At 36.5% G+C, this 13,426-nt stretch carries 15 protein-coding genes; 8 read left to right on the forward strand and 7 right to left on the reverse strand.

The features are described 5' to 3' along the window. The first annotated feature begins 40 nt into the window (after positions 1-40). The 5 genes from KHA97_RS16510 to KHA97_RS16525 all read left to right on the forward strand — a co-directional run bounded on the left by KHA97_RS16510 (position 41) and on the right by KHA97_RS16525 (position 2,703). Complete coding sequence (locus KHA97_RS16510) at positions 41-565, forward strand: GNAT family N-acetyltransferase (protein WP_213126438.1); 525 nt, start codon at positions 41-43, stop codon at positions 563-565. A gap of 295 nt (positions 566-860) precedes the next feature. Then, positions 861-1,055 (forward strand): DinB family protein, encoded by a 195-nt coding sequence (locus KHA97_RS24505; protein WP_325167483.1) that lies wholly within the window; start codon positions 861-863, stop codon positions 1,053-1,055. Positions 1,056-1,175: 120 nt separating this feature from the next. Next, entirely contained in the window at positions 1,176-1,361 is a 186-nt protein-coding gene (locus KHA97_RS24510; RefSeq protein ID WP_325167484.1) for a hypothetical protein, read from the forward strand. Between the two features lie 142 nt (positions 1,362-1,503). Then, the gene (locus tag KHA97_RS16520; protein WP_213125885.1) at positions 1,504-1,671 is read left to right on the forward strand and encodes a hypothetical protein; all 168 of its coding nucleotides are present in this window, start codon (positions 1,504-1,506) and stop codon (positions 1,669-1,671) included. Positions 1,672-1,833: 162 nt separating this feature from the next. Next, positions 1,834-2,703, forward strand: a complete 870-nt coding sequence (locus KHA97_RS16525; protein ID WP_213125886.1) for an alpha/beta fold hydrolase — start codon at positions 1,834-1,836, stop codon at positions 2,701-2,703. Between the two features lie 158 nt (positions 2,704-2,861). On the opposite strand, the gene KHA97_RS16530 is transcribed toward KHA97_RS16525, so the two are convergent. Further along, positions 2,862-4,433, reverse strand: coding sequence for an alkaline phosphatase family protein (locus KHA97_RS16530; RefSeq protein ID WP_213125887.1), 1,572 nt, complete (start codon positions 4,431-4,433; stop codon positions 2,862-2,864). Between the two features lie 35 nt (positions 4,434-4,468). Continuing rightward, positions 4,469-5,035, reverse strand: coding sequence for a YkoP family protein (locus KHA97_RS16535; protein ID WP_233713604.1), 567 nt, complete (start codon positions 5,033-5,035; stop codon positions 4,469-4,471). A gap of 171 nt (positions 5,036-5,206) precedes the next feature. Here KHA97_RS16535 and KHA97_RS16540 point away from each other — a divergent pair, with 171 nt between their 5' ends. Next, positions 5,207-5,920, forward strand: coding sequence for an endonuclease/exonuclease/phosphatase family protein (locus tag KHA97_RS16540; RefSeq protein WP_213126440.1), 714 nt, complete (start codon positions 5,207-5,209; stop codon positions 5,918-5,920). Between the two features lie 335 nt (positions 5,921-6,255). Then, the gene (locus tag KHA97_RS16545; RefSeq protein ID WP_213125888.1) at positions 6,256-7,518 is read left to right on the forward strand and encodes an alpha/beta fold hydrolase; all 1,263 of its coding nucleotides are present in this window, start codon (positions 6,256-6,258) and stop codon (positions 7,516-7,518) included. On the opposite strand, the gene KHA97_RS16550 is transcribed toward KHA97_RS16545, so the two are convergent. The 5 genes from KHA97_RS16550 to KHA97_RS16570 all read right to left on the reverse strand — a co-directional run bounded on the left by KHA97_RS16550 (position 7,503) and on the right by KHA97_RS16570 (position 12,652). Continuing rightward, entirely contained in the window at positions 7,503-7,748 is a 246-nt protein-coding gene (locus KHA97_RS16550; RefSeq protein ID WP_213125889.1) for a hypothetical protein, read from the reverse strand. The genes KHA97_RS16545 and KHA97_RS16550 overlap by 16 nt on opposite strands. 48 nt (positions 7,749-7,796) lie before the next feature. Further along, the gene (locus tag KHA97_RS16555; protein WP_213125890.1) at positions 7,797-9,014 is read right to left on the reverse strand and encodes a multidrug effflux MFS transporter; all 1,218 of its coding nucleotides are present in this window, start codon (positions 9,012-9,014) and stop codon (positions 7,797-7,799) included. 254 nt (positions 9,015-9,268) lie between these two features. After that, positions 9,269-9,733, reverse strand: a complete 465-nt coding sequence (locus KHA97_RS16560) for a CcdC protein domain-containing protein (RefSeq protein ID WP_213125891.1) — start codon at positions 9,731-9,733, stop codon at positions 9,269-9,271. 124 nt (positions 9,734-9,857) lie between these two features. Then, positions 9,858-11,756 carry an endonuclease MutS2 gene (locus KHA97_RS16565; protein WP_213125892.1) on the reverse strand — a complete coding sequence of 633 codons (1,899 nt, stop codon included), beginning with the start codon at positions 11,754-11,756 and terminating at the stop codon, positions 9,858-9,860. Between the two features lie 608 nt (positions 11,757-12,364). Further along, entirely contained in the window at positions 12,365-12,652 is a 288-nt protein-coding gene (locus tag KHA97_RS16570) for a transposase (RefSeq protein WP_213125893.1), read from the reverse strand. Positions 12,653-12,812: 160 nt separating this feature from the next. Here KHA97_RS16570 and KHA97_RS16575 point away from each other — a divergent pair, with 160 nt between their 5' ends. Then, positions 12,813-13,358, forward strand: a complete 546-nt coding sequence (locus tag KHA97_RS16575; RefSeq protein ID WP_213125894.1) for an HXXEE domain-containing protein — start codon at positions 12,813-12,815, stop codon at positions 13,356-13,358. The last annotated feature ends 68 nt before the right edge of the window (positions 13,359-13,426 follow it).

Raw genomic sequence — 13,426 nt, forward strand, 5'->3', positions numbered from 1 at the left:
CAAATCAGTTGGGAATACAAGAAAAAGAGGAGTGAGTGACATTTTGGATCAAAGGAATGTGCCAGAAGTAACAATTGAACCTTGGGATGAAGGCGATCTTGATTTGCTTCATCTTCTAAATGCGCCTGAGATGACAGTACACTTTGGAGGACCAGAGACCGAGGAAAAAATCCTATCTCGTCATAAACGATATTATGAGCTCGCAGGAAAAGGAACTGGGCGTATGTTTAAGATTCTTTTGCTTCCGGATCTTGAACCCGTCGGTAGTGTAGGCTATTGGGATACGGTTTGGCAAGAAGAATCGGTTTATGAGATAGGTTGGAGTGTTTTAACAGCATTTCAAGGTAAAGGAATAGCCACAGAAGCAACAGCAAAAGCCATCGCTTATATCAATTCTGAAAAGAAGCATAGTTCCATTCATGCTTTCCCTAAAATCAATAATCCCGCTTCTAATGCTATTTGTCGCAAGCTAGGCTTTTCTTTTATTGGTGAGTATGATTTTGAATACCCAAAAGGTTGTTTCATACGAATTAATGACTGGATGTTGCCAGTTAGTGAAAAATGATTAATAGATTACAGTAGAAATTGAACACCCTTTTAGATCAATATATCCATTTATGGTTCGAAACGAATCGGGAAACGTGCCGAAAGTACGTCCTTCCTGATTCATATTTATTAATCAAACGTTTAATTAGTTTCTTCAAATCCTTTTTCTTCACTCCATTGGGCTTAACTACGTTGCCATGATTAATTCTTCGGTTACTAGAATCTCTGAACGATTTTTTTATCAAAAATCTAGTGAAAAAAGTTATAAAATTGAATTTCAGATTTAAGTTAGCTAATCCAAAGGAGGAATTGATTTGACTGAACTTAAACTAATTAATACTTACAAAAGCGAGCTTCAAAAATATTCATTAGAACAGCTAAGATACATATCTGAAGAAGGGGTTTGGTCTATTGGGCAAATGTATGACCATTTAATTCTTGTTGCTCATGAGTATCTAGATTATATGGAAACATGTGCTACCTTAAATGATGAACAACCACTAGGGTAAACGGAGTTTGGTGAAAATTTATATAGGAACGGAGGCTTTCCTCCCATTAAAATTAAATTACCGGATGAACTAAACACTCCCCCTAATAATTCAGATAGCAAGGAAGTACTTATTAATAGAATGGAACAACTAATTCTAAGGTTAAGCAAATGGGAATCGGAAGTCGATAATATAAATCCAAATTGTAAAGTCGAGCATGGAGGTTTCGGCTGGCTGAATGCTAGGGAATGGTATGATTTGGTGGGTATGCATTTTCGTCATCACTTGCGTCAAAAGGATGAGTTAGAACAAAGACTTGTAAAGTGACGGGTCCGTTAAGTGATGTTTACAAAATTGTAATAGATTAAAGAAAATAATTTATTTTTGAACACCGTTCCTTTTCGGAATGGTGTTATGCGTGTTTTGAGTATTGAGATTAAATAATTTTATTTGATTTGGCGATTTATCATTGATGATATCTCGAATATATGGAGAAAGCAGAAGCGAGCAAACGAGTAATAATGAAGATCTTATCCTGCCATTTTTTGCACCGGAATACATAGGAATTGTGGAATGGTGGTTTACTAATGGAATACCATATCCACCTCATATGATAGAAGAACAAGTTGTTTGGTAAATAAAGCATATGCTTTGTGTTTTAACGTAAGGGGAGAAATTTCTCAAGGTTTCTTCTTCTAAATCATATTAAAGTTATTAAATTTTTTACTCATAGAAGTAGGAATTATTCTATCTTAGGTGTAAATTATTTAGTAGGAAAATTGAAATGAGGTATATAAGAGTGGACGATTTTAATGATTCATTTATTCATCTACGAGATAATCGTAAATTGTCATTTAAGAGTTACGGGGAAAAGAATGAGAATAAGGTAATTTTCTTTCACGGATTTGGTTCTTCTGCTAGTGCTATTCATCCTGATATAAAAATATTAGATCAAAACAATATTCACTTGATTGCGGTTAATCGGCCTGGATATGGAGATTCAACTTTAATTGACAATTTTACAATGGAAAGTGTAGCGGATGACATAAATGAGTTACTTAATTTTAAGGGAATTGAAAAGGTTTCCGTTATTGGTTATTCAGCTGGTGGTCTTTTTAGTCAAGTTTTCGCAGACAAGTATTTAGAAAAAGTCATTTCTCTGAATTTAGTTAGCAGTGCAATACCTTTAAATAGCAAAGAAACTAGAAAGATACTTCCTACCAATTGGAAAATGATATCGATTATGAATCGTTATTTACCATTTATGTCAAAAGCTTTTTTCGGTAAACTTAGTAAAGAAATAACAAATAATTTAGAAGCTACGCTACAAAAATCGATTAGTCAAATGGTTGAAGAAGATAAAAGAATTGCAAATGACTCAAATATACAGCTTGTTATTACAAAAGGTGCTGTTGAAGCTTACCATAATAAAGGTTACGCTGTGTATTATGATGCTCTTGCTTTGTGTAAAAAAATAACCCTAAATCCACTTGCATCCAATATCAAAGTGAATATTTGGCAAGGTGGGAAGGATACAGTATGGACACCTTCGACATCCAGGTATCTTCAAGAAAAGTATACTGATTCCACCATTTCATTTCTCGAGGATGAAGGACACTTACTTTATTTATCTCAATGGGAAGAAATCCTTAAGAAGTCGTTGTGCTAAAATTCAAAATTTCTTCTTGTTAAAGAAAAGGAGCAAATTAAGAAGTAGGAATTCCTGTTCATTTATCATGAACAGGAATAACTCCAATCCTTAAAGGGATGGGGAAGGTTCATCCCTGATGAGTTGGGAGGAGCAATCGATTTAGGAGAAAAGATGAATCACTGCTTTACTGTCAAATCTAGAATCCATTGATATAAATCAACCATTCGCATGTGGATTGGTTGTTTTTCTGTACCTGTAACGATTATGGGGATCAAGGAGTCTTGCTCATGCAACGAGCCGTGTGCCGCTCCACCGGGATGAATAGGTGTCCCTTCACCTTGAAATTCAAATCCGGGTTTTGCATCTGCAATAATATAATTCCCGGAGTGTGAATGCAAAGCGCTATTAAGTCGTTGCAGAGCATCAGGATACGTTCTAAATTCAATTACATTATCGTTTATGGAGAGATCCAAAATGGAGGGATCTCCTTTTATTTCCCAAGACTGGCCATACTGATCCACAAAGTGACCATTAGGGCGAAACGTAAAAATATTATTGTGGCCGCTTGCAGCAACAAGTACATCAAACTCATCTTTCCAGGCGAGAAAGCCAATTCTCTCATCTTCTTGAAGTTTTTTAACAACTTCCTCTGGCGTAATATGTTCATCCAAAATATAAATAAAAGCCATTCTTTCATTATGCCCCAAAACGATTTGGTCATTATCCTTAACAGGTTTATTTACTTTGTAAATAGTATATTGATCAAGCATTTTATTTAAACGGATGAGTGATTTACTTTTGTCATTTCCTACTTCCGCTTGACCGCTATCCCCCATGATGATCCAAATTGCGGAATTTAAAGCTTCTTCCCACGATGGATATGCGTTTAATATTTCTTGGAGCTGCTTGTCCATTCGTTCAATGGCATCAATGTGATTTTCCGGCCCTTTTTTGTGGACTTCTTTGTCAAGTTCGGGAAAATACGCAATTGTAAAGGCAGGAAGCTTATCATTTTGAATGATGTACTTCAATTCCTGTGCAGAAAATTTATCATTAAATCCAAACCTCCCGAGAGGCCCGTTATTTTGATCGTTATTTGGACTATATTGTGCTAGCATTCCGTATGAGAAAAACACAGGCGTTTCAACTCTCAAATTTTTTGGAGCGATATTCAATGTTGATCCTATTTTAGGAAGATTTAAGGTCCTTTTTTCATAACCTCGATATACAAGTGCATTAACAGAAGCACTCTGCAATCCTTTCATAGCCAATGTCTCATGAACTGTCTTTGTGTCATAACTTAAATGGGTATGGTTTAAATGGTAAAAAGTATCTTCTGCTACATGCTTTATTCCAAGCTTAAACACTTCTTCTTTGGCGCTTCCATAATTAATGAGCCGTTTTTCTTTTTCATCATACCAAACAAGACCAGGAACCCGATGTTTATCCGAATACGTTCCTGTTAATAACGTGCTGTCAATGGTTACAGACATGGTTGGATAGCTGCTAACCACGTTTGGGTAAAGTTGGCCTTGCTCCATTAAAAATTGAAGAGCTGGTATGTGTCCGTTTTTTTCCGCCTCTATCAGTGGTTTATACATTAGGGAGTCTATAATAAGCATAATGACGGGTTTTTCAGTTTGAGTAATCTGCTTTTGATCAAGGGATTGATAATTCGGCTTTATTCCTTTTATAAAAAAGATCATCGCTGCAATGACAAGAATGGTGATGATAATTAAATAAGGCATTTTCTTCATCCTTTTCGATTCCCTTTCTTATCCATTTATTCGCTTCTATAACGGCTGGTTAGAGCATCCTTTGACATAAATAAATACATAGGAGATGGAATTTCTTTTTTAATTCCGCGTGATGAAGAAAGAAAATAAATAGGAAGAAGAGAAACCTTTTTGAAATTTTTATAAATTGGGCTTGCGATTGGGTGAGCTTCAAATCCCAACTTTTTGCATCCTTTATATAGCATTGTAATGCCAATCAGCCCTTTAATCTGATCAGCTTTCTCCTGCGATTGCATATAGTTGACGAGGGATGGAAGTGATTCCTTTACTCCTTTGTAAATTAATAAAGCCCTTCTGATTTCGTTGTCACACTTATACATCTGCTGTAAAAGTTTCGCATTATGCAAATGAATTTTCACAAGTACATCATTTTTAGTAATTGTTGTCCCGTCTGATAAAACGATATTCCTGCCCTTATACTTAGTTAATCGGACACGAAATATTGAGTTATCACCACATGTTTTTTTTATGTATTGCAGCCTTGTAAATTGAAAATATAATGGATCAATGAAATTCCATGCTGAAAGGCAATATTGTTTTATCCTAATGCCCATGAAAATTCTCCTTGCACAAATAATATTCTTTTTAATTGTACTTATTTTATATAAAGGGATGTTTTTGTATGAGTGGAAAAATAATACTTGTGAATGAAAAGACATGAACTTTAGAAAAATAGTGCATGAACCATTTATAGGAAAAAGGTGAAAATTTTGCAGATCAAGGCAATGACTTTTAACATTCATCATGGGAAAGGACTGGATAGACAAACTAATTTATATAGGATTGCTAATGTGATTGATACATGTGGAGCTGATTTCATCGCCCTCAATGAAGTTGACAGCCATTTTTCCAAACGAAGTTTCTTTAAAAATCAGGCGGCGTGGTTGGCTAACGAATTAAACATGGATTATGCTTTCAGTCCATCTATTTTAAAAAAAGATAAAAACCTCCAAGAGCCACGTCAATACGGAAATGCACTTTTATCAAGGCATCCCATTATTGCAAAAGAGTCTCATTTATTTAAAATTTCGAGGCTTACAGAAGGAAGATCATTACTAGAGGCAAACGTACAGTTTCAGAAATGTTCATTGAAAATTGCAGTTACACATTTAAGCCTTAATCCAATTCTTCACAGAAAACAAACTGATTTTATCATAGGGCGATATCAAAAAAATACTAATCCGACAATACTGATGGGGGATTGGAACATGAAACCAGGATCTAAGGGATGGGGAAAAATAACAAAAGAATTTCAGGATGTGTGGGAAGCAGCGGGAAAGGGTTCTGGGTATACTTATCCCTCATTTCGACCAAGATCCCGGCTTGATTACATATTCGCAAGCCGGGATTTTGACATAATTCATGCAGAGGTGGTAAACAAGGTAAGTGAAGCATCTGATCATTTACCCTTAGTTGCTACATTGTATTATAGAGATTAGGCATCCATTCTTATGGGTACTCAAAAAGGTGAAAAAGCGAAGCCAAGCAGACTTGAAATGATTCACGAAATGTTAAACAACGTCATTAGCTGGAAAACAGTCTCTCTTCTTTGAAGATAGGGTGAACTAACTTTTACAATAATATTTTTTTAGTGTACTACGTTCAGCATTGGAGAAGCATATCATAGTTTTGAGGAAACTGCATATAGAAATCTATGATCAGGGGATCATCTTCAACTATATTTTTCTTGATATATTGGGTTACAAATAGAGATTGATGGCGCAAGGCTTGATCCACCATAATCAGACGGGAGATGTTCATGGGGGGAAAAGAAGTGAAAAGAATTAATCATATAAGGACATTTTTAATTGTCTTTGTGTTCTGCATACTCGCGTTGTTTGTGGCCATTTTGGTTATATTCGGCGCGGCATTTATTTCAGAACAACTGTGGATAATCCTTTCATCAGGAGCCGTAGCCTTTATTCTGATTTATGGCATAGGTATTTCGAAACAACATCTCTTTTCTCGAAGAGGGGCCGCGAGTTTAACAGGCATCCTGGTACTCATTCTGTTCTACGCTTCTATACTGATTCCGTTTTCCGATACGCGAAACATGCCGGCTGTCGTGGAGGGGGGTGCCTATTGGGATTTGAGAACAGGGTCTCGTATTGCGTATGTCCATTTATCGCCAGCGAAAAAAGTAGGACGTCCGCCTGTTATATTCCTTCATGGTGGACCTGGGGTGCCGGATATGGCGGGTGACTTAGCTTACTTCGGACAATTGACGCAAGATGGTTATGATGTGTACGTTTACGATCAGGTCGGTTCTGGACGTTCGTCTCGTTTGGAGGATCCGCTCCAGTATACTATCGAAAGGCATGTTGCCGATTTGGAGGCCATCCGGGGGCGGATTGGAGCAGAAAGAATTGTACTGATCGGTCATTCTTACGGAGCATTGTTGGCCGCCCAATATATGGCAAGGTATGGAGACCATATAGATAAAGCTGTTTTCATTTCTCCGCATCCGCTGGATCCACGTGACAAAAGTGGCGGAAATTTGACGAACCGGTTAAAACCCGGTCAGCTTTCGAAGCTTTACCCGCTGATTTTGCATCCTCGTTCGCTAATGGCATATGGTCTATTGCAAATCAGCCCAAAAGCTGCTCACGCTTATGTAGGCGACGAAGAGATGGACGCCCGTTTTGACCGAGTGTATGCGGCGACACAGCCGGCGTTGCACGCCGAAAACAAACAGATAGAACAGCTTATTTATGGACTTGGATTTTACGCGAACCAGACACCGCAAACCTTGAAAGTCTCACCGCCTCCAGACCCGCGGCCAGCTCTGAAGAGTCTGCAGGTACCGGCACTCATTATCAAAGCATCTGAAGATTACTTGTCGTGGTCTTCGGCAATAGATTACCGGCAGTCCTTAACGGAGTCTACTCTGATCTATTTCAGGCATGTGGGACATAACGTGTACCAGGACGAACCTGAACGCGTGCTGGGGGCAATCCGATCGTTTTTATCCGGGGATCGCCTTTCCGAACCGGAATACAGCGGATTTGTTCCTCCATCCGATTATGAGGGAAATTGAAATTGCTTAATTTCTAATTCACACGGAAAGGAGTGAGGGCTATATGCAGGAGCCGGATTTGTTGGAACGCGACTGAACATTTTCATCCTTACAGGTGAAGATTTGCTCGCTCTTTTAATGATTTCTTTTCGGTAGTTTCCTGCTGTGTTTGTTTTTATCTCCAACCATTTTGCCCAAGAGATTTCTTTGAATTGTTGAATGGGCATTTCTCTCACAACTTCAATGCCCATTCATATCGAATCCTCGTGAATAAGAAAATGAATCATTATTCTCCCCACTTAATGATTAAGTACTTGTTTCTCGGAAGACGTCACGGTTTTATCTTTTTTAACAAGGAATACATAGTTAACGACGGCCAACAAGCTTGTTGTAAAAAGAATGACCCCGAATGGTATGGCAGAATATTCACCGGCAATTCCCACAAGTGGGGAAGTAATGGAACCTAATAAAAACGGAAGTACACCTAGGAGTGCCGCTGCACTACCTGCAATATGCCCTTGTGACTCCATCGCTAATGTAAAAGTGACCGGTCCAATTAAACCAAGTGACGCTACAAATAAAAAGAGCGGAATGACCAACGAAAATAATGGTCCTTGAGAAAGGACTACGATCAGAACAGCAGTGCTAGTGACAAAAGCCATGGACATCCCAATTAGGAGAACCCGACGTTCTGGTATCCGTCCTGCTAATCGCCTAACAGTCTGCGCTCCTATAATTAAACTAATTCCATTCATTGCAAATAACATGGCGAATACTTGGGGTGACACGCCATAAATCTTTTGATAGATAAATGGAGTTCCAGAAATATAGGCAAAGATACCGGCCATCATAATTCCCTGTGCTAGTGCGTAGCCCATAAATGTCCGATTTTGAATTAGCGATTTAAAGTTTCGCAATAACTCTGTAAAGTTACTAGGAATACGCTTTTCGACTGGCAAAGTTTCTTTTAATTTCCATGTAGTGATGCTTGTTAAAAATATACCAAGTAGCCCTAGAAAAATGAATACACCATTCCATGAGGTGAAAGAAATGACAGCACTCCCCGCAATTGGAGCGAGTAAAGGAGCGAGATTACCAATCATTGTGAGAAGTGAAAAAAACTTTGTTAATTCAACTCCACTATAATGATCACGAACAATCGCACGGGAAATGACCATTCCGGCAGATGCTGCAAATCCTTGTAAAAATCGTAATGCTATAAAAGTAGCAATGTTTGGTGACAAAGCACAGCCGAAAGAAGCAAGAGCATATACAATCATCGCTATCCATAAAGGTTTTCTTCTTCCATGAACATCACTCAAAGGCCCCATGACGATCTGCCCGATACCAACTCCTAACAAGCAGGCAGTAATACTTACTTGGATGGCTGAGGCACTTGTTCCGAAAAACTCTGTCAATTGGGGAAATGCCGGAAGATACATATCAAAAGTAAAAGGCCCTAATGCAGAAAAGGCTGCTAACAACAGGGCGAATCTAATCGGATTCTTTTTATTCATTTTACAGCTCCTATTTAATAGTGTCTTAAAGACTTTGAGGTATTATTTATTGCAATCTCCGTCAGTATATACATGAAATATATATTTATCAAAAGTGAATTAAGAAATGGTAAAGGAAATCATTTTATTAAATAAAGAAGGAAGAACATCCAGTTTTTAATGAAACAAGGATTATATAATTTAGTTCCAATAATATAAAATAAGGGACTTTCTAAGTCCCTTATTGCCTGACGAATGTTTTTCAATTACTAATATTATTCTGCTACGTATACTTTACGAAACTTATAGTAACTGATAAGTTTCCAAGGAATTAGATATCCGCATGCTGTGACGAAGAAGAGAAGCATTCTCGAATCCGGATCCATATTAATCAATCCACGGATAGTCCAACGCATGGCAAAAAGCAATAAAAATATTACAACGAATACTAGACTTTTCTTTACATAGATCTTTCCGTCTTCCCGTCGTTCGTAGCCAGTCGTAAAGATTAAGGGGATGGAGAAAACACATCCTAACAATAATGCGACAGTAATTTCTGTAGGTGTTACTTCAGCATTGGGATTCATGATTAGTGCATATCCTGGTGTTAACAAGAATAGAGTTGCAATAATCCTCGTTCCTTTACCTTTGATAGGTTTAAACATTGAGATGATTTGACGATAAAAAATCAAAGCAGCTACTAGGATGATAATAATAAGAATTGGACTATAGTTCATCATCAAACCAGCTTTCTAGTTATTTATTTTTAGCAATATAAAAATCTTGCATGGTTAAAAATAACATTTCATTTTTAAAGATTCAATACCTTTTGAAAATTTATTTTCTTTGCTATCTTCTTTTAATTTACTTGTTTCTTCGCATTTCTTTATTAATTTTACGAAGAGCCTTTTTTGAGCCTCTTTCAATATCGTGATTAAGTTTTCTCGTTTTATAATCATTAAATAAAGTATCTAAGTCATAACCTTCTGGATATAACTCTACAGCTTTTAATTCTAGAGCTAGTCGCTTTTCATTTACCTCCATCACTTGATTTTGATAAAACACAGTAACGTTATGGTATTCATCTTTTTCTTTGTACACAATTCCGAAGTCGTCGTGGTCCAGCAGTTTGACACGATCCCCTTTTTGATAATCGATATGATTTTCCACTTTTTCTACAACTGCTGCTGGTTTTCGGATTTTGCTTTCTTTTAAAAGTTCTAAGCGATATTCTTTATTTTTCATATAATCTTCTGCTCTTTTTAAAACATTTTCCGGTACATGCATTTTTCTTGAGATCCATAAGGCATTACTAGCGCCAGATTGTCCGATGAGAAGCTTAAATAACGGTTCTAATGTTTCTTGATTGAATTGCATAGCGGCATTCATAAAATCGCTATGCATTTCAGAGAATCGTTTTATTTCTCCATAATGTGTCGTCGCAACGGTAATACATCCTCTAAGATAAAACTCTTCTAAGAGGGAGATAGCTAATGCTGCTCCTTCATTTGGTTCTGTCCCACTGCCAATTTCATCAAATAGTAACAGTGTATTGTTGTTTACGGAGCGAAGGATCTCCGATAAGTTCTTCATGTGAGATGAGAATGTACTAAGTGCATTTTCTATACTCTGATTGTCGCCAATATCTACAAAAACATTGTCAAATACGGCAATTTCAGTTTCTTTCGAAGCTGTAATATGGAATCCGGACATCGTTGCCAACGTAACGAGACCAATCGTCTTCAGTACAATTGTTTTTCCGCCAGCGTTAGGGCCAGTTATGATTAAGCTGCGATAACTACTGCCAATGTGAAAATGAAGCGGAACAACATGACCTGATAATAATGGGTGCTTGCAATTTACCAACTTAATCATCCCATGGTCATTAATGTTTGGCTCAATTCCATCCACTTGTCTGCTGTATTTCCCTTTGGCAAAAATCATATCGTACTGGGATATAAGCTCGATATTAATGTTAATGGGTTGGAGACTTTCTGCCACTAACCCCGTTAAAGTAGCGAGAATTTGATATTCCAACATGGCTTCTTCGGATTTTAATGTGGCTAGTTCCACACTTAATTTTCCTACTACACTAGGTTCCATAAAGACGGTCGAACCTCTAGAAGATATTTCAATGATGGTTCCCTGTACTTGTTTTTTGTAAGAGGCTTTTATAGGGATCGTATAGCGATCATCTTTTACACTAATAATGAATTCCTGAATATAGTTTCGATTGGCACTGCTGTTTAAGAATTTATTGAGTCGATCTTTAATTTTTTGCTCAGTCGTTTGAATCTGGTAACGGACACGTTTGAGTTCCTTGTTGGCGTCAGAATCCACTTGATTATTTTTAATGGAGAAATTAATTTCCTCTTCAATCCCTATGAATTCTGTCATTGATTTAGCATAGGACGCTAATGTCGGTGCAAAAAATTCCTTGCTCGACATGAACATTTTAATTCTTCGGCAGCCTTTTAAAAAATCGGCTATATTTAAAAGCTCCGCTGGGTCTAAAATGATGCCTTTTTCCACTTTAGAGATGATATGCTCAATATTGGAAACACCCATAAAAGGCACATTTCCTCCCGCATCCAAAATGACACGTGCTTCAGATGTTTCCGTTAATCGATGTTTTACTATTTTTACGTTAGAACTGGGGGTTAATTTATCAATTAATTCTCTGCCCAATCCGCTAACGCAATAAGATTTCACAATCTCTTTTAGTTCGTTGTACTGTAATTTTTCAAAAGTATTTTCATTCATTTTTTAATTCTCCTCAAAGTGATGATTTGATCAGCAATGAAGAAACCTACTCGTAAGGATTTCAATGAGTTTTTAGATAAATAAAAAGCTGCGGCAGATACCGCAGCTTTACGTTTACAAGGCAAAAGTAAATACATAAATTAAACCATCCATTACGATAGTTCAAATCATGAAATGATGCACTTGCTTATAAAGTAGGGTAGGTATCTTCATAGGTGGAAATAAGTCCATGTATAAATAAGGGGTGTGAAAAACAAAAATCCCCTAATTTCAAAAACTTCCTTATTTCCTTTTAATGTTTTCCTATTTAGAAACTACCGCACTCACAAAATGCACCTCTTATTATAAGATTGATATCTCATTGAAATCGCTTTACAACATTTATTATACTTTGTGTTACAGGAAATGTAAATAAGGTTATATCCTCAGTTAGCCATAAAGGATTAATTATTTTGCATCAAAGAAAAACGGTTAATACACAAAATTACAATAGGATCGGAGGGAATGATAAATATAAAATAATTGGCATGAGCGTTTTTCTTCAGAGAAGTATTTTTTAGGACAATCAGGTAGAACTTACCTCAAAAAAATGTTTTATTTAGTTAAGTTTATCTTTCATCTATGGATATTATTATGAGCCGATAAATAATATAAATTCCTAAGTACCCCCCGGATAATAAGAAAAGTGGATTTAGAAAAATGGAATGGATATTTGTCATAAATACAGTATTGTCTTTAATAATTTCAAAAATAGATAAGGAAGCAATATCTCCAAAAATTATTGCTGATACGATGGCACCTAAATTAAAAATTAAACGGAACTTTGCCTGTGATTTCTGCACAGCATACATAATGATGGGAAGGATTATGCTTGTTAGAACTAGAAAAATCTTCATTATATCACCTGTATAGTATGAAAGGTTTTTTAGAAATGCTATATATCATAATCTCGTATATAACAAATAGAAATAGAACACATACGGTAATGAAATTAGTTTCACGGCATAAAGATATATTAGTTAGACATGCTTAAGTATCCCCGATAGGAGGAAAAAGATGCTTGGGTCACTACATGAACCTTTCTACGTTGAAATACTTATTTGGCTATTCCCTATAGCTTTTATGTTTCACGGCTTAGAGGAAATAATAACGGTTGAGAGCTTCATGACAAATTACAAAAACAAAATTCCAAAATCAATCCTAGTTAAACTTACGCTAAGCATGAAGAATAAGTTGGGAGCAAAATCTGCTCAACATTCTGTTAGTATTGCATGGATTCTCCTTTATATTTCTTTGACCACAATAAACACTGCCATCAACTTCCCAACCGGGGAGAACTTTCTTCTATATACTGCTATATTTAATGTGTTTTTTCTACAAGCATTTTCTCATATCGGTCAAACAATCATCTTCCGTGGTTATACGCCTGGTGTCATAACAGCGATATTCATTGTAGTTCCATATTCCATTCTTACCTATTATCTGTTCTTTGAAATGGGTTTAATAGACGGATATTTATTATTCAAAAGTATTCCCTTAAGTATTTTAATGGTACCTGTTTTTCTAATAGGGAATCTTTTGGGGCGAAAATTAATACGATAATACTATTCTAGGAACTTTCTAGTTCTTGTAAATAAACGGATACTTTTAAAAAAATTTAACTCTAGGTA

Origin of the sequence: Lederbergia citri, assembly GCF_018343625.1 — a bacterium.
GTDB classification, from domain to species: Bacteria; Bacillota; Bacilli; order Bacillales; family Bacillaceae_C; genus Lederbergia; species Lederbergia citri.